This is a genomic window from Alphaproteobacteria bacterium, assembly GCA_041396705.1.
Lineage (GTDB): Bacteria > Pseudomonadota > Alphaproteobacteria > CALKHQ01 > CALKHQ01 > CALKHQ01.
The window spans coordinates 280,843-296,728 of the sequence record JAWKYB010000003.1; the positions used below are offsets into that span (position 1 = coordinate 280,843).

Sequence of the window (15,886 nt, forward strand, 5' to 3'; positions counted from 1 at the left end):
CGGGGGGCAGCGGCGCGCCGCGCTTGTTCACAAATCTGTGATCGCGCGATCGAGGTGACGGCCGGTGGCCTGCGCGACGGGACAAACAGGGTCTCGGCACGCGCCGCGACGCCGATCCCGTCGCCCGCGCGACGCAGTTGCCGGCAGCCGGTCGCCCATGGACATGAAGGCCAATTCATCAACCGCATCTCCGTTCTCGCGACGGTGCCGAAGCCGGGCGCCGACGTCGGCAAAGGCACCGGTCGGCGCGCGGAAACTGCAAAAACCACAGGAAACAGGCCGCTGGCATCCGACGTGCATGTGATTGCCCAAGGTCCGGTCCTGTGATAGGCACGGAACAAGGACGGTCAAAACCAACAAATATCGGCCGTCCGCAACAGGGACAATCGCGAGGGAGCGACATCATGCGAAAATCCACGTGGCTTGCGGCAGCACTCGGCGTCGGCGGAACTTTGGTTGCCGCGAATGCCTATGCCGGTGCCGATCTGGATGCGATCATGGCCCGCGGCAGCCTGGTCTGCGGCGTCAACGTCGGCCTGGCCGGCTTCAGCATCCCGGACAGCCAGGGCGTGTGGACCGGCCTCGACGTGGACTATTGCAAGGCGGTCGCGGCGGCCCTGTTCGGCGATGCCGACAAGGTCAGCTACGTGCCGCTCAGCGCACAGCAGCGCTTCACCGCCCTGCAGTCGGGCGAGATCGACATCCTGTCGCGCAACACCACCTGGACGCTGACCCGCGACGCCTCGCTGGGCATCAACTTCGCCGGCGTCACCTTCTATGACGGCCAGGGCTTCATGGTCCCGGCCGCGCTTGGCGTGACCAGCGCCAGCGAGCTCGACGGCGCCACCGTGTGCGTGCAGTCGGGCACCACCACCGAGCTGAACCTGGCCGACTACTTCCGTGGTGCCGGGATGAGCTTCGAGCCGGTTGTCATTGAAAGCTTTGACGAATCCAAGACCGCGTTCTTCAACGGCCGCTGCGACGTCTACACCACGGACGCCTCCGGCCTGGCCGCCATCCGCGCGGTCGACGCGGCCAATCCCGACGACTACGTCATCCTGCCCGAGATCATCTCGAAGGAGCCGCTGGGCCCGGCCGTCCGCCAGGGCGACGACCAGTTCTTCAACATCGCGAAGTGGGTGCTGAACCTGCTGATCGAGGCCGAGGAATACGGCATCACCTCGGCCAACGTCGACGAGATGATGGGCAGCGACAACCCGAACATCCAGCGCCTGCTCGGCGTGTCGCCGGGCATGGGCGAGCTGCTGGGCCTGTCCAACGACTGGGGCGTCAACGTCATCAAGGCGGTCGGCAACTACGGCGAGATCTTCGACCGCAACGTCGGCCCGGACACGCCGCTGCGGCTGGAGCGGGGCCTGAACGCCCTGTGGAGCCATGGCGGCATCATGTACGCGCCGCCGATCCGCTGACCGGATGAGTGCCCGGGGCCCGTGCGCGGGCTCCGGGCGCCACTCCATATGACCATGATCATATCGCGGCGCGCCGGAACATGACGGACGTCACCCGGCAGACGCGCCCTGCAGCCGGCGGCTTCCTGACCAATCGGGCGGTTCGTGCGGTCGTCTATCAGGTCGTGCTGATCGCCACCGTCTGCCTGATCGGCTGGTGGCTGGTCGACAACACGCTGACCAACCTGGCGCAGCAGAACATCGCCTCCGGCTTCGGCTTCCTGACCGACCGCCAGGCCGGCTTCGCCATCAGCGAATCCGTCATCGACTACGACGAGTCCGACAGCTACCTGCGCGCCTTCGTCGTCGGCCTGCTCAACACCATCAAGCTGGCGCTGGTCGGCATCGCGCTGGCCACGATCCTGGGCACCGTCATCGGCGTCGCACGCCTGTCGCACAACTGGATGATCCGCAAGATCGCCTCGGCCTATGTCGAGACGGTGCGCAACATCCCGCTGCTGCTGCAGCTGATCTTCTGGTTCACGATCCTCGGCGAGGTGCTGCCGCACCCGCGCGAGGCGATGAATCTGCTCGATGCCGTCTTCGTCAGCAACCGCGGCATCTTCACGCCGGCGCCGGTCGATGCGCTCGGCTGGTGGCTGCTGGTGCTCGGCCTGGCGCTGTCGGTCCCGGCGGTCAGCTATTTCCGCAGGGTCGCGCAGGAACACCAGGACCGGACCGGCGAGGCCTGGCATGTGGGCTGGATCTCGCTCGGCATCGTGGTCGGCCTGGCCGCGCTCGGCTGGCTGATCGGCGGCGCGCCCACCGAATTCTCGGTTCCCGAGCTGAAGGGCTTCAACTTCCAGGGCGGCATGTGGATCTCGCCGGAGTTCCTGGCGATGCTGCTCGGGCTGACGCTCTACACCGCCGGCTTCATCGCCGAGATCGTGCGCAGCGGCATCCTGGCGATCAGTCACGGCCAGACCGAGGCGGCGATGGCGCTGGGCCTGAACCGTGGCCGCACGCTGCGCCTGATCATCCTGCCGCAGGCGATGCGGGTGATCATCCCGCCGATGACCAGCCAGTATCTCAACCTGACCAAGAACTCGTCGCTGGCGATCGCGATCGGCTATTTCGACCTGGTCTCGGCGATGAACACCAGCCTGAACCAGACCGGCCAGGCGATCGAGTGCATCGCCATCGCGATGTCGGTGTATCTGGCCATCAGCCTCAGCATTTCGTTCTTCATGAACTGGTACAACGCGCGCGTCGCGCTGAAGGAGCGTTAGGATGGCGACGCAGGACACGGCTGCGGGCCGGCCGGCGCTGCCGGCGTGGGCGCAGTGGCTGCACCGCAACCTGTTCCCGAACTGGTGGAACGGGCTGCTCAGCCTGGTCGCGATCTACCTTGTGGTCGAGCTGGCGCTGTCGCTGCTCGGCTGGGGACTGATCGACGCGGTGTGGAGCGCCGCCGACCCGGAGGCCTGCAAGGCGGAAGGTGTCGGCGCCTGCTGGGCGGTGATCCACGACAAGTACCGCTTCATCCTGTTCGGCCGCTATCCGTTCGACGAGCAATGGCGGCCGCTGATCGCGACGATGATCTTCCTGGGGCTGATCGTTTTCAGCTGCATGAAGATCGCCTGGAAGCCGTGGCTGGCCCTGGTCTGGGTCGCCGGCCTGGCGATCTGCGCCGGCCTGCTGTACGGCGGCTTCCTCGGCATGGAGCTGGTCAACACCGAGCTGTGGGGCGGCCTGCCGCTGACGCTGATCCTGTCGGTGGTCAGCTGCGTGCTGGCCTTCCCGCTGGCGATCGCCCTGGCGCTGGGCCGGCGCTCGGACATGCCGGCGATCAAGGCGGTCTGCGTCGGATTCATCGAGCTGATCCGCGGCGTGCCGCTGATCACCGTGCTGTTCATGGCCTCGGTGATGCTGCCGCTGTTCCTGCCCTCGGGCGTCACCATCGACAAGGTGCTGCGCGCGCTGGTCGGCATCACCCTGTTCGCCTCGGCCTATCTGGCCGAGGTGATCCGCGGCGGGCTGCAGGCGATGCCGCGCGGGCAATACGAGGCGGCCGATGCGCTGGGGCTGAGCTACTGGCAGAAGATGGGGCTGATCATCCTGCCGCAGGCGCTGAAATCGGTGATCCCGCCGCTGGTCAACACCTTCATCGGCACCTTCAAGGACACCTCGCTGGTGGTGATCATCAGCCTGACCGACCTGCTGCTGGCGGCCAAGACGGCCACGGCCGATCCGAACTGGCGGCAGTTCTTCGTCGAGATCTATGTCTTCGTCGCGCTGATCTACTTCGTGTTCTGCTTCTCGATGTCGAAGTACAGCCAGTGGCTTGAGAAGGACCTCAGCCGCGGCCAGCGCCGCGACGCGCGGACCAAGACGGTGACGCAGAAGGTCAAGGACGACCTCGCCGCGCGCGGCGAGGGCCGCATGATGCCGTGAACGGCGCGGACGGGAAGGGGGAAAAGGCAGCATGAGCGCAGTCGAGCAGGCACCGGCACCGGAATTCGAGACCGCGATCCAGTTGGTCGACGTCAACAAGTGGTACGGATCGTTCCACGTGCTGCGCGACATCAACCTCAGCATCGCCCGGCGCGAGAAGGTGGTGGTGTGCGGACCGTCGGGTTCCGGCAAGTCCACGATGATCCGCTGCGTCAACCGGCTGGAGGAACACCAGTCCGGGCAGATCATCGTCGACGGCATCGAGCTGACCAACGACCTGAAGAACATCGAGGCGATCCGCCGCGAAGTCGGCATGGTGTTCCAGAGCTTCAACCTGTTCCCGCACCTGACCGTGCTGGAGAACCTGACGCTGGCGCCGCGCTGGGTGCGCAAGACGCCGCGCAAGGATGCGGAGGAGGTGGCGATGCACTACCTCAAGCGGGTCCGCATCCCGGAGCAGGCCAACAAATATCCCGGCCAGCTCAGCGGCGGCCAGCAGCAGCGCGTCGCCATCGCGCGGGCGCTGTGCATGCAGCCGCGCATCATGCTGTTCGACGAGCCGACCTCCGCCCTCGACCCGGAGATGGTCAAGGAGGTGCTCGACACCATGGTCAGCCTGGCGGAGGAGGGGATGACGATGGTCTGCGTCACCCACGAGATGGGCTTCGCCCGTCAGGTCGCCGACATGGTGGTGTTCATGGCCGACGGCGAGATCGTCGAGATGGGGCCGCCGGACAGCTTCTTCGACAACCCGCGCGAGGACCGCACCAAGCTGTTCCTCAGCCAGATCCTGCACTGAGCGCAGGACCGGCCGGCACCTTCCCGGCCAGCAGCCCGAGCCAGCGCTCGAGCCGGCGCCGGTTGGCGCCGAGGTCGGAATAGCCGATCCGCGAGCGGCTGTAGAGCGCCAGCGTGCTGGCGCCGCTGCCGAGGTCGACATAGGCGACCGCGATGTCGTCGGCGAAGCGGAACACCGCCGTGCGCTGGACCAGGTCCATGCCGTCGGCATCGTCGTGCACCACCTGCAGCCGCGGTTCGCCCGCCAGCACCGCCCGCCACGCGTCGCGCAGGGCCGCGACCGGCAGCGCGAACGTCGGCGGCAGGCCGTCCGGCGCGCGGTTGCAAAAGCCTGGTGGCGCGATCAGCCAAGAATTCGGCCGGTTGCGTTCGGGGATGGCGTGCCAGTCCACCGTCGTCGCCTCCCTCAGTGCGGCGGCGGGCCGAGCTCGGCGTAGTCGGCGTCGAGCCGGCGGATGACCGCGGCGGGATCGTCGATCGTCGCCGTCTCGCGGCGCACCGCGACGAAGCCGGCCCGCTGGTACATCGCCAGCGCCCTCGGGTCGTCGAAGCTGCAGGTGTTGACGGTGACCTTCGCGGTGTCGCCCTGCCATGCCTGCCTGATCGACCAGCCCAGCAGGTAGCGCCCGAGCCCGCGGCCCTTGAACCCGTCCATGAGCCCGAGAAAGCGGATGTCGGCGACGCGGTCGCGGCGGCGGTCGATCTCCATGAAGCCGGCCGGGTTGCCGCGCACGTAGAGCACGAACACCTCGACCCGCGGATCGTGGATCACAGCGCACAGCCCGGCGCGGTCGAGCAGCCTGCGCTCGTACCACAGCCATTGGCGGCCGATGGTGTCGTGCAGGAAGCGATAGAATACCGGGTCCGGCTCGTGCAGGCGCAGGATCGCGTGCGGCACCGCCGGCACCGGCAGCGGCAGCGCCGCCGGCGGCGCCTCCATCTCCAGGTAGGTCACGGTGACCTCGCGCTTGCCGGCCGGGTCGGCCGCCGCCGGCGCCTGCAGCCAGCGGTGCATGACGTTGTGCGCGTTCAGGCCGTAGCCGAGCGCGCGATAGAAGCCCTCGGCCGGGCGGTTGGTCGCCCGCACCATCAGCTGGCACTTCGGCATGCCGCGCTCGGCCAGCCAGGCTTCCGCCGCCGCCACCATCCGGCGGCCATAGCCGCGGCGCTGCCGGTCGGGCCGCACCGCCACATAGTAGAGCCAGCCGCGGTGGCCGTCGTGGCCGACCATGGTCGACGCGACCACCTCGCCCAGCGCCTCGGCGCCGACCAGCAACGCGCCGTGGCCGGTCTCGCGCAGCCGTTCGATATCGGCCTGCGGCGGATTCCAGGCGGTGATCAGGCCGCAGTCGCGCCACAGCGCGGCCAGGGCCGCGTCGTCGGCAGCGGTCGCCTCGCGTACGGCGAAGTGGATCGGCGCCACGCTCATCGCGGCCGGCCCGCCGCGGCGGTGCGGGTCACGGCTCGACCGGGTTGGGGCCGGGCAGCCCCCACTCGGCCCACGAACCGTCGTAGACGGCGCCCCGGTCCTGCCCGACCAGGAAGGCGCCGAGCGCGAGCGCACAGGCCGTGATTCCGGATCCGCAGGAAAACACCGGCGGCGCGTCGAGGTCGACGCCGGCCGCTGCGAAGCGCCGGCGGATCGCCTCGGCCGGCACCAGCGTCTTGGCGACCGGATCGATCAGGTCGGTGTACGGCACGTTGCGGCTGCCCGGAATGTGCCCGCGGCGCCGGCCCGGCCAGACCTCCTCGGCGGCGCCGGCGAAGCGCTCCGGCGCGCGGGCATCGACCACCGCGCCGGCATCCGCGGTCCGCTGCGCCTTGACCGCATTCATGTCGCGGACCAGTTCCGAGCGATACTGCACTGAAAAAACGCGCGTTTCTACGACCGGCAGTTCGTCGCTCACGCGCCGGTTCTCGGCCAGCCACTTCGGCAGGCCGCCATTGAGCACGGCAACCCGGTCGTGGCCGAAGACGCGGAACATCCACCATGCCCGCGCCGCCGACATCAGGCCGTAGACGTCGTAAACCACCACCATACTGCCGTTGCCGACGCCGAGGGCGCCGACGGCCGCGGCAAAATCCTCCGGCGACGGCAGCATGTGCGGCAGGGGCGAGCCGCGGTCCGAGGTCGCGTCGATGTCGAAGAAGCGAGCCCCGGGAATGTGCCTTGCGCCATATTCCGCCCGCGCGTCCCGCTTCGCCGCCGGCAGGTGGTAGCTCGCATCCAGCACGCAGAGATCGGCATCGCCGAGGTGGTCGGCCAGCCAGCCGGTCTCGACCAGCGCTTCCGGACGGTCGTAGCCCGCGCTCACGCCAGATCCTCCGCGAAGGCGACCGTGACCCGCCGGTTCTGCTTGCCCTTGCTGGCGATCTTGACCACGGCGACCGCGCCGATCTCGCCGGTGCGCGCCACGTGGGTGCCGCCGCAGGGCTGCAGGTCGCGCCCGGCGATGCGCACCAGCCGCACCCGGCCGCCGCCGACCGGCGGCTTCACCGCCATCGTCTTCACCAGTTCCGGCTGCGCGGCCAGTTCCGCATCGCTGATCCATTCCGTCGTCACCGGGTCGTCGGCGCCGATCAGGGCGTTGAGCCTGTCGGTCAGCGCGTCCTTGTCCGGCGGCGCGCCGTCCATGTCGAAGTCGAGCCGGCCCTTGTCGGCCGCGATCTGGCCGCCGGTGACCGGGTAGGGCAGCAGCGCCGACAACAGGTGCATGCAGCTGTGCATGCGCATGTGCCGGTGGCGCCGGTCCCAGTCCAGCGCCATCGTCACCCGGTCGCCGGCGGCGGGCAGGGCCTGGCCTTCCGCCGGCACCAGCACGATCTCGCCCGGCGCCTCGCCCTTGACCGCGGTTGCGATGGCGACGGTGCGGCCGTCGGCGAGCGTCAGCGTGCCGCTGTCGCCGGGCTGGCCGCCGCCGGTGGGATAGAAGATGCTGCGGTCGGTCACGATGCCGCCGCGGTCGTTGACCGCCAGCACGACGGCCTCGGCGCTGCGCAGATAGGGTTCGGCGGCAAACAGGGCCTCGGTCACGGCAGCCTCCCGCTCATTCCATCCAGTCCGGCACCGGCAGCTTCTTCTCGCGCAGGAAGGCCGGGTTGAACAGGCGCGACATGTAGCGCGATCCGGAATCGCACAGCATCGTCACGATGGTGTGGCCGGGCCCCATCTGCCGGGCCAGCCGGATCGCGCCGGCGACGTTGATGCCGCTGGAACCGCCCAGGCACAGGCCCTCGTCCTTCAGCAGCGCGAACACCTGCTCGACGATCTCGACATCGCCGATCTGGTAGGCCTCGTCGATCGCCGCGCCGTCCAGGTTGGCGGTGATCCGGCCCTGGCCGATGCCCTCGGTGATCGACGACCCCTCCGCCTTCAGCTCGCCGTGCTTGACCCAGCTGTAGATTGCCGCGCCGAACGGGTCGGCCAGCGCGATCACGACCTCCGGGTTGCGCGCCTTCAGCGCCGCGCCGACTCCGGCCAGCGTGCCGCCGGTACCGACGGCGCTGACGAAGCCGTCGACCTTGCCGCCGGTCTGTTCCCAGATCTCCGGCCCGGTCGTGCGTTCGTGGCCGCGGCGGTTGGCGGTGTTGTCGAACTGGTTGGCCCAAAAGGCGCCGTGCGGCGCGGAGGCGGCCAGCTCCTCGGCCAGCCGCCCGGACAGCTTCACGTAGTTGTTGGGGTCGCGATAGGGCACCGCCGGCACCTCGCGCACCTCGGCGCCGCACATGCGCAGCGTGTCCTTCTTCTCCTGGCTCTGGGTGTCCGGGATCACGATCACGCTCTGCAGCCCCAGCGCGTTGCCGACCAGGGCGAGACCGATGCCGGTGTTGCCGGCGGTGCCCTCGACCACGATGCCGCCGGGCTCGATCTGCTTGCGCTCCAGCGCGTCCTGGATGATCGCCAGCGCGGCACGGTCCTTGACCGATCCGCCGGGGTTCATGAACTCGGCCTTGCCGTAGATCTCGCAGCCGGTGATCTCCGAGGCGCGCGCAAGCCGGATCAGCGGTGTCCGGCCGATCGCGTCCAACAGGCCGCTGCGCACGCCGAGGTCGGTTGCCGTCATCGCCAGCGCTCCTTCACTTCGTCCAGATGCAGCGTCAGCCACTGCAGGCCGATGATAGCCAGCGCATTGGCGATCTGGCCGGTGTCGATCCGCCGCATGGCGTCGCGGCGGTCGAGCACATGGACCCGGATGTCCTCGTGCTCGTGGTCGAGGCCGTGCACGCCGCCGAGGCCCGTGGAATCGGCCCGCGCGCAGATGAAGGTGACGATCTCGTTGGTTCCGCCCGGGCTGGTCAGATAGCGGCAGACCTCGATCGGATCGTGGATCGCGCAGGCGGCCTCCTCCAGCGATTCGCGCCGGGCCACGTCGACCGCGTCCTCGCCCGGCTCGACCAGCCCCGCGATCACCTCCAGCTGCCACGGCGACAGGTCGGACAGCAGGGCGCCGCTGCGGAACTGCTCGATCAGCACCACCGCATCGCGGGCGGGGTCGTAAGGCAGCACGGCCACCGCCGGCCGCCGCACGAAGATCTCGCGCTCGATCTCCGCCGTCATCCCGCCACCGAACAGGCGGTGGCGAAGATTGAGAATATCCATCTGGAAGAAACGTTTATAGGCCGTTCTTCGCGCAATGATCTCGACGTCGGGGCCGTTGCGGGCCATCGTCGCGCCTCCTCGTCGCCGCCGTCGCGCCGGCCCGGCCTACGCCGCGGCGAACTCGCGTTCCAGCTCCGCCAGCTCGGCGCCGCCGGCCATCAGCGTGCGGATTTCCTCGCCCTTCAACTCGTCGGCGGTGCCGGCGCCGATCACCCGGCCGCGGCTGAGGAAGGTGAAGCGGTTGGCGATCAGCTTGGCGTGCAGGTCGTTGTGGGTGATCAGGATGATCGCCACGTCGCTGTGGTCGTGCACGCGGCGGATCATGCGCAGCACCTCCAGCTGCTGTTTCTGGCCCAGCGCCGAGGTCGGCTCGTCCAGGATCAGCACGTTGGCGCCGAAATAGACGGCCCGGGCGATGGCCAGCGTCTGCCGCTGGCCGCCCGACATGGTGCCGATCGGCTGGTTCGGATCGGCCACGTCGATGCCGAGCTTGGCCATCTCCGCCTTGGCGATCGCGGCCATCTGCGGCATGTCGAGCCAGCGCAGCGGTCCGGCGCCCTTCCTGATCTCGCGGCCCATGAAGAAATTGCGGGTGACCGACATCAGCGGGACCAGGGCCAGGTCCTGGTAGACCGTGCCGATGCCGGCCGCCGCCGCCGCACGCGGCGAGGTGAAGTGGACCGGCCTGCCGTCGATCAGGATCTCGCCCTGGGTGGGCTCGTGCACGCCGGACAGCGTCTTGATCAGCGTCGACTTGCCGGCGCCGTTGTCGCCGAGCAGGGCATGCACCTCGCCGCGATAGGCTTTGAACGAGACGTCGGCCAGCGCGATGATGTTGCCGAAGCGCTTGCCGACGTTGCGCACTTCGATCAGCGGAGTGTCGGCCATGCTCAGCTCCCCCCGGTGATGCGCCGGCGGATGAAGGTGTTGAACGCCACCGCCATCAGCAGGATGCCGCCCAGGAACACGCGGTACCAGTCGCCGTCGATCGAGGTGTACTGGAAGCCGAGGTTGACCATGCCGTAGATCAGCGCGCCGAGGCAGGCGCCGATCACGCTGCCGTAGCCGCCGGTCAGCAGCGCGCCGCCGATCACCGAGGCGGCGATCGCCTCCAGGTCCTTGAGGTTGCCGCGGGCCGCGTCGACCGAGCCGCCGTCGAAGGCCTGGATGGCGCCGAAGATGGCGGCGCACAGCGCGGTGAACATGAACAGCGCGATCTTGACCGCGTTGACCGGCACGCCGACCGAGCGGGCCGAGTTGGCGTTGCCGCCGGAGGCGTAGATCCAGTTGCCGGCCCGCGTCCGCGCCAGGATCCAGGTCGCGGCCAGCGCCAGCACCGCCAGCCACGCCAGCGACATCGGGATGCCGACCTCGATGATGTTCTCGCGGTTGCCGCGCACGAACACCGTCTCGACCGTGAACAGGTCGCCGCCGAACAGCCAGGCGAAGAAGTCCTCGTCGCGCATGTGCGAGATGCCCTCGACCTGGGTGTCGCCGTGGAACAGCCGCATCGAGACCAGCATCAGGCCGCGCAGCAGGAACAGGAAGGCCAGCGAGACGATGAACGAGGGCAGGCGGCTGACCACGACGATCGTGCCGAGCACGAAGCCGATACCCATCGCCAGGCTGAACGCCAGCAGGATGGCCAGCCAGGACGGCAGGCCGCCATTGACGATCAGCATCGCCAGGATGGCACTGGAAAAGCCGATCATCGAGCCGATCGACAGGTCGAACTCGCCGCCGATCATCAGCAGGCAGGCGCCGATCGCGATGATGCCGAGCTGCGCGCAGACCTCCAGCCAGTTGAACAGCCCGCTGATCGAGAACATCCGGCTGTCGGCCGCCAGCAGGAAGAAGACGATCAGGATCACGGCGCCGGAGACGGCGCCGAGTTCGGGCCGGGCCAGCAGGCGCGAGGCGAACGATGGCTTGTAGATCCGCTCGTCGGCGGCGGGCTGGGCCGCCGGCGCGGCCGCGGTAGCTTGGCTCGACATGTGTTTCACCCGGCTTGCCTGCACGATCTCGTGCGCGGCGCGTCAAGGTCGCGCCGCGGCGCCCGGCCGGCGTCGACATGCGACGGCGCCTGCGGTGGCGCACGCCGGTCGGCCGGGGCGCCGGGGCGGCGGCACTGGCACCGCCCCGGCAGGGGTCATGTCCGCGACGCGTGCGTCAGCGGTAGGTGCCGGCCAGATCCATGACCATGGACGCGTTGTCCTTGGTCACGAAGCCGGGGCCCGACGGGATGTCGGCGCCGGGCAGCAGGCCGTACTTGTTGTAGAGGTCGAGCACGATGATCGGCAGGTAGCCCTGCAGATACTGCTGCTGGTCGATGGCGAAGGCGACGTCGCCGGCCTCGATGCCCTCGACCACGCCCGGAGTCAGGTCGAAGCAGCCCAGGTGGACCTGCCCGGCCAGGCCGAGTTCCTGCAGCGCGGCGCGGGCGGCCTCGCACACATGCGGGCCGGCGGCCAGCAGGCCGTCGATGGTCTCGTCCGACGACACGGCCGCCGCGGTGCGGGCCTTGATCTCGGCCGGATCGTTGGTCACGTCGATCATGTTCAGCTCTTCGCCCAGGCCGTCGGCATAGCCCTGGCAGCGCTGCTCCAGGGCGACGTTGAACGCCTCTTGGTTCAGGCACAGGCCATGGGTGACGCCCTCGGCCTTGGCGCGCGCACCGCCGGCGGAGCCCGCCTCGTATTCCGGCTGGCCGACATGCATCAGCACGCCCAGCGAGGCCGCGACGTCGGCGCCGGAGTTGATCGAGACCACCGGGATGCCGGCGGCGACGGCCGCCTTGATCGGGCCGCCGAGGATGTCGGCGTCCGGGATCGAAACGACGATGCCGTCGGGGTTCTGCGCGGTCGCGGCCTCGACGATCTGGCCCATCTCGACCAGGTCGCCGGCCGACGGGTGGCGGTATTCCATCGTCGCGCCGACCGCGGCCGCGGCATCCTCGGCCCCGCGCTGCACCACAGGCCAGAACGGATCGGTGCCGGCGGTGTGGGTGATCACGATATAGTTTTCGGCGGCCGCCGCACCGGCGAATGCGACACTCAGCGCCGTCGCGGCGCACAGCCTCATCGAGAGCTTCATCAGACTACCTCCCATTGCAGTCGGTGGTTGTTGTGGCGTTCGATCGGGACGTTCCGTGCCCGGTCGCGGCCGGAACTGTCAGCAATCTGGCCGGCTTGTAAACCCCATTTTTGGCTTGCCGCGAAGCGTAAGACAAGCGGGTGCGGATGCCGGCCGCCGCCCCGCACCGCCGCACCCGCATCGCGATGCGGTCACGGTCGCGGTTTGACAGATCGGGTTCGGCTCGAAATAATCCCCCCTGGCGAGACGAGGCGCCCGTGCCAAATCCCTCGCTCGAACCCACCCCGATCAGCAAAAAAGAACGACAAGCGTGACAGAGACGAGTTCTTTCCGGATCGGGCGAATAACATCGGGATGCTATCGCCCCTCCATGAACTCGCAGACAAGCCCCATACGAGTCCTCAAAACAGGAGACGTCGATGTCTGAGAAACCCTGGTGGAAATCTGCCCATCCCGCGCTTCCGGAAGTTGCCGAGCAGCTGCGACGGGAAGAGATCGGCCGGCGGGAATTCGTTCGGACCGCGACGCTGCTCGGCATGAGCGCCGGCGCGGCCTATGCGCTGGCGGGCGAGCTCTCCGGCACCGGCATCGCCGGCAAGGCGCAGGCGCAGGACGGCACGCCGCAGATGGGCGGCAGCCTGCGCGTCGGCATGCGGGTGCAGGAGATGAAGGACCCGGCGGTGTTCGACTGGACCGAGAAGTCGAACCAGGCGCGCCACATTCTCGAATATCTCGCCCACACCGACGAGAACAACGTCACCACCCCCTATCTGCTGGAGAGCTGGCAGCCGTCCGAGGACCTGAAGACCTGGACGCTGAACCTGCGCCAGGGGGTGAAATGGAACAACGGCGACGACTTCGTCGCCGAGGACGTGGCCCACAACTTCCGCCGCTGGATCGACCCGGAGACCGGCTCGTCGAACGCGGCGCTGTTCTCGCCGCTGCCTGAATCCGGCATCGAGGTCGCCGACCCGCACACCGTTGTGCTGCACCTCGACAAGCCGCTGCTGGCGGTGCCGGAGAACCTGTACAACTACCCGACCGCGATCGTGCACCGCAGCTTCGACGAGATGGGCGCCGACCTGGAGGCGAACCCGATCGGCACCGGGCCGTTCGAGCTGGCCGAGTTCGCGGTCGGCGGCATCTGCCGCCTGCGCAAGCGCAACCCGGCCGACTACTGGGGCGACGAGGTCTATCTCGACGAGATCGTCTATTCCGATTTCGGCGAGGGCACCGGGCCGACCGTGCAGGCGCTGCTCGCCGGCGAGGTCGACACGGTCTACGAGATCGGCATCGACGAGATCGCCATCGTCGAGGAACACGCCGACCTGGAGGTGCTGCAGGCGATCACCGCCCAGACCGGCGTCGCGCGGATGCGGGTGACCGAGGCGCCGTTCGACGACGTGCGCGTGCGCCAGGCCGTCGTCGCCTGCATGGATCACGCCCGCCTGCTCGACGTCGGCTACCAGGGCCGCGGCGCGCCGGCCGAGAACCATCATGTCTGCCCGATCCACCCGGAGTATTTCGCGCTGCCTCGGCTGCGCCAGGATTACGACCGGGCCCGGGCGCTGTTGGCCGAGGCCGGCCATGGCGACGGCCTCAACATCACCATCGACGTGCGCAACGCGCCCAGCTGGGAATCCAACACCATGCAGGCGTTCAAGGAGATGCTGGAGCCGGCCGGCATCAACCTGACGCTGAACGTGATGCCGGACTCGCAGTTCTGGGAGATCTGGGACAAGACCCCGTTCGGCTTCACCGCCTGGACCCACCGCCCGCTCGGCGTGATGGTGCTGAACCTGGCCTATCGCAGCGGCGAGGCCTGGAACAGAGCGCCTATGCCAATCCGGAGTTCGATGCGGCGCTCGACGTCGCCAACGGCATCGTCGACCCGCTGGAGCGGGCCAGGCAGATGGAAGCGGTCGAGACCATCCTGCAGAACGACGCGGTGGTCGCCCAGCCGCTGTGGCGCGCGGTGTTCACCGCCGCCAACCGGCGGGTGATGGGCGGCGCTGCCACCCGACCTTCTACCACCAGTTCAACAAGGTCTGGCTGGGCGCGTGACCGCCGCCGCGCAAGCGGCGAACGCCGGCGGCGCCGCGGCGCGCCGCCGGAGCGGCCCGGCAGGACGCGGGCCCCGCCGCCATGCATTCGGGTTGCACGCGGGGCCGGGCACGGCCCGGCCGGCACCGCGGCGGGCTCGGTCGATGCGATGATCGCGCTGATCGTCCGCCGCATCGGCCTGACCCTGCTGACCATGCTGGTGGTCTCGATCCTGCTGTTCCTGATCTTCGAACTGCGGGTCGACCAGGTCGCGTTGAAGGTTCTCGGGCCATACTCGTCGCTGGAGCAGCGGCAGATCTGGCTCGAGAACAACGGCTATTTCGACCCGCTGTGGCAGCGCTACCTGCGCTGGCTGGGCGGGGCGCTGGTCGGCGACTTCGGCGAATCGGTCCAGTTCAAGCGGCCGGTCAACGAGGTGCTGTGGCCGCGCCTGGGCAACACCGCGCTGCTCGGCGCCGTGGCGATGGCGGTGATCATCCCGCTGTCGCTGGCTCTCGGTGTCCTCGCCGGCATGCGCGAGGGCTCGGTGCGCGACCGGGCGATCTCGGTGACCGCGATCGTCACCACGTCGATCCCGGAATTCGCCAGCGCGATGTTCCTGATCGCGATCTTCGCGGTCGCGCTCGACAACGTGCTGCCGGGCACCACCAGCATGGCCGACGGCATCAGCGCGCGCGAGCTGGTGCTGCCGGCACTGGTGCTGATCCTCTACGACTTCGGCTATGTGGCGCGGATGACGCGGGCCTCGATGGCCGAGGTGATGACCACCCACTACATCCGCACCGCGGTGCTGAAGGGGCTGCCGCGCAATCGCATCATCATCAAGCACGCGCTCAGGAACGCGCTGATCCCGCCGTTCACGGTGATCATGCTGCAGTTCAACTGGCTGCTGTCGGGCGTGATCGTGGTCGAGGTCGCCTTCGCCTACAAGGGCTTCGGCTACCTGCTGTTCGAGGCGGCGAAGAACGACGACCTCTACGTGATCCAGGCCTGCACCATGGTTGCCGTGCTGGTCGCGGTGGCGACCCAGACCATTTCCGACATCGGCTACGGGTTCCTCAACCCGCGGATCCGGTTCGGATGAGGGCCGCGCCATGACCACGCAGGAGCATCGCCTGTCCGACGGCACCGTGGCCCGGCCCGGGGGCAGCGGCCGGCGGGCGCTGGCCCGGCTGTGGGCGCAGGTCGCGCTAATCCGCGAATCCCGGGTCGGGCTGGTCGGCGTCGCGATCATCGGCTTCTGGATCGTCGTCGCCTGCCTTGCCGACCTGATCGCGCCCTACGACCCGAATGCCAGCGTCAGCAGTCGGTTTGTCGACGTGTTCTCCAGCGCGCCGATCAGCCCTGGCGCCTACGACAGCCTGCAGGTGCGCGTCGACGGACTGCCGGCGGGCTATGCGCTGTCGCAAGGCGCCGCCGCGGACGGCGGCTGGATCGTGCCGGGACGCGACGCCGCCGCGGCGACGCT

General features: G+C 68.9%; 16 protein-coding genes. 7 read left to right on the top strand and 9 right to left on the bottom strand.

Annotated features, from left to right (window positions below):
- Window positions 1-54 precede the first annotated feature (54 nt).
- The 5 genes from R3F55_04725 (at window position 55) to R3F55_04745 (ending at window position 4,662) form a co-directional block, all read left to right on the top strand.
- Entirely contained in the window at window positions 55-327 is a 273-nt protein-coding gene (locus tag R3F55_04725) for a hypothetical protein (protein MEZ5666733.1), read from the top strand.
- A 77-nt stretch (window positions 328-404) separates the two neighbouring features.
- Window positions 405-1,430 carry an amino acid ABC transporter substrate-binding protein gene (locus R3F55_04730; protein MEZ5666734.1) on the top strand — a complete coding sequence of 342 codons (1,026 nt, stop codon included), beginning with the start codon at window positions 405-407 and terminating at the stop codon, window positions 1,428-1,430.
- An 80-nt stretch (window positions 1,431-1,510) separates the two neighbouring features.
- Window positions 1,511-2,698 carry an amino acid ABC transporter permease gene (locus R3F55_04735; GenBank protein ID MEZ5666735.1) on the top strand — a complete coding sequence of 396 codons (1,188 nt, stop codon included), beginning with the start codon at window positions 1,511-1,513 and terminating at the stop codon, window positions 2,696-2,698.
- A 1-nt stretch (window position 2,699) separates the two neighbouring features.
- Window positions 2,700-3,863 carry an amino acid ABC transporter permease gene (locus R3F55_04740; protein MEZ5666736.1) on the top strand — a complete coding sequence of 388 codons (1,164 nt, stop codon included), beginning with the start codon at window positions 2,700-2,702 and terminating at the stop codon, window positions 3,861-3,863.
- A gap of 31 nt (window positions 3,864-3,894) precedes the next feature.
- Window positions 3,895-4,662 (top strand): amino acid ABC transporter ATP-binding protein, encoded by a 768-nt coding sequence (locus R3F55_04745; protein ID MEZ5666737.1) that lies wholly within the window; start codon window positions 3,895-3,897, stop codon window positions 4,660-4,662.
- Here R3F55_04745 and R3F55_04750 read toward each other — a convergent pair.
- The 9 genes from R3F55_04750 to R3F55_04790 form a co-directional block, all read right to left on the bottom strand.
- The gene (locus R3F55_04750; protein ID MEZ5666738.1) at window positions 4,643-5,053 is read right to left on the bottom strand and encodes a DUF1499 domain-containing protein; all 411 of its coding nucleotides are present in this window, start codon (window positions 5,051-5,053) and stop codon (window positions 4,643-4,645) included. The genes R3F55_04745 and R3F55_04750 overlap by 20 nt on opposite strands.
- 14 nt (window positions 5,054-5,067) lie before the next feature.
- Window positions 5,068-6,090, bottom strand: a complete 1,023-nt coding sequence (locus R3F55_04755) for a GNAT family acetyltransferase (protein ID MEZ5666739.1) — start codon at window positions 6,088-6,090, stop codon at window positions 5,068-5,070.
- Window positions 6,091-6,118: 28 nt separating this feature from the next.
- The gene (locus R3F55_04760) at window positions 6,119-6,976 is read right to left on the bottom strand and encodes a rhodanese-like domain-containing protein (GenBank protein MEZ5666740.1); all 858 of its coding nucleotides are present in this window, start codon (window positions 6,974-6,976) and stop codon (window positions 6,119-6,121) included.
- Window positions 6,973-7,695 (bottom strand): alanyl-tRNA editing protein, encoded by a 723-nt coding sequence (locus tag R3F55_04765; GenBank protein ID MEZ5666741.1) that lies wholly within the window; start codon window positions 7,693-7,695, stop codon window positions 6,973-6,975. The genes R3F55_04760 and R3F55_04765 overlap by 4 nt, the downstream gene beginning before the upstream one ends.
- A gap of 13 nt (window positions 7,696-7,708) precedes the next feature.
- Complete coding sequence (locus tag R3F55_04770) at window positions 7,709-8,725, bottom strand: cysteine synthase A (GenBank protein MEZ5666742.1); 1,017 nt, start codon at window positions 8,723-8,725, stop codon at window positions 7,709-7,711.
- Window positions 8,722-9,327, bottom strand: coding sequence for an NUDIX domain-containing protein (locus R3F55_04775; protein MEZ5666743.1), 606 nt, complete (start codon window positions 9,325-9,327; stop codon window positions 8,722-8,724). Before R3F55_04775 ends, R3F55_04770 begins: the two co-directional genes overlap by 4 nt.
- A gap of 39 nt (window positions 9,328-9,366) precedes the next feature.
- Window positions 9,367-10,149 (bottom strand): ATP-binding cassette domain-containing protein, encoded by a 783-nt coding sequence (locus tag R3F55_04780; protein MEZ5666744.1) that lies wholly within the window; start codon window positions 10,147-10,149, stop codon window positions 9,367-9,369.
- A 2-nt stretch (window positions 10,150-10,151) separates the two neighbouring features.
- Complete coding sequence (locus tag R3F55_04785; GenBank protein MEZ5666745.1) at window positions 10,152-11,255, bottom strand: ABC transporter permease; 1,104 nt, start codon at window positions 11,253-11,255, stop codon at window positions 10,152-10,154.
- Window positions 11,256-11,430: 175 nt separating this feature from the next.
- Window positions 11,431-12,354 (bottom strand): sugar ABC transporter substrate-binding protein, encoded by a 924-nt coding sequence (locus R3F55_04790; protein MEZ5666746.1) that lies wholly within the window; start codon window positions 12,352-12,354, stop codon window positions 11,431-11,433.
- A gap of 419 nt (window positions 12,355-12,773) precedes the next feature.
- Here R3F55_04790 and R3F55_04795 point away from each other — a divergent pair, with 419 nt between their 5' ends.
- Window positions 12,774-14,357, top strand: coding sequence for an ABC transporter substrate-binding protein (locus tag R3F55_04795; protein MEZ5666747.1), 1,584 nt, complete (start codon window positions 12,774-12,776; stop codon window positions 14,355-14,357).
- A 209-nt stretch (window positions 14,358-14,566) separates the two neighbouring features.
- A complete protein-coding gene (locus tag R3F55_04800; GenBank protein MEZ5666748.1) occupies window positions 14,567-15,502 on the top strand; it encodes an ABC transporter permease in 936 nt (311 codons plus the stop codon).
- Window positions 15,503-15,886 lie beyond the last annotated feature (384 nt).

Excerpts from the sequence above, each read along its gene's own strand:
- R3F55_04800 (MEZ5666748.1), top strand. The coding sequence starts at position 14,567 with ATGATCGCGCTGATCGTCCGCCGCATCGGCCTGACCCTGCTGACCATG.
- R3F55_04790 (MEZ5666746.1), bottom strand. The coding sequence starts at position 12,354 with ATGAAGCTCTCGATGAGGCTGTGCGCCGCGACGGCGCTGAGTGTCGCA.
- R3F55_04780 (MEZ5666744.1), bottom strand. The coding sequence starts at position 10,149 with ATGGCCGACACTCCGCTGATCGAAGTGCGCAACGTCGGCAAGCGCTTC.
- R3F55_04795 (MEZ5666747.1), top strand. The coding sequence starts at position 12,774 with ATGTCTGAGAAACCCTGGTGGAAATCTGCCCATCCCGCGCTTCCGGAA.
- R3F55_04745 (MEZ5666737.1), top strand. The coding sequence starts at position 3,895 with ATGAGCGCAGTCGAGCAGGCACCGGCACCGGAATTCGAGACCGCGATC.
- R3F55_04755 (MEZ5666739.1), bottom strand. The coding sequence starts at position 6,090 with ATGAGCGTGGCGCCGATCCACTTCGCCGTACGCGAGGCGACCGCTGCC.
- R3F55_04770 (MEZ5666742.1), bottom strand. The coding sequence starts at position 8,725 with ATGACGGCAACCGACCTCGGCGTGCGCAGCGGCCTGTTGGACGCGATC.
- R3F55_04730 (MEZ5666734.1), top strand. The coding sequence starts at position 405 with ATGCGAAAATCCACGTGGCTTGCGGCAGCACTCGGCGTCGGCGGAACT.
- R3F55_04775 (MEZ5666743.1), bottom strand. The coding sequence starts at position 9,327 with ATGGCCCGCAACGGCCCCGACGTCGAGATCATTGCGCGAAGAACGGCC.
- R3F55_04740 (MEZ5666736.1), top strand. The coding sequence starts at position 2,700 with ATGGCGACGCAGGACACGGCTGCGGGCCGGCCGGCGCTGCCGGCGTGG.
- R3F55_04785 (MEZ5666745.1), bottom strand. The coding sequence starts at position 11,255 with ATGTCGAGCCAAGCTACCGCGGCCGCGCCGGCGGCCCAGCCCGCCGCC.
- R3F55_04735 (MEZ5666735.1), top strand. The coding sequence starts at position 1,511 with ATGACGGACGTCACCCGGCAGACGCGCCCTGCAGCCGGCGGCTTCCTG.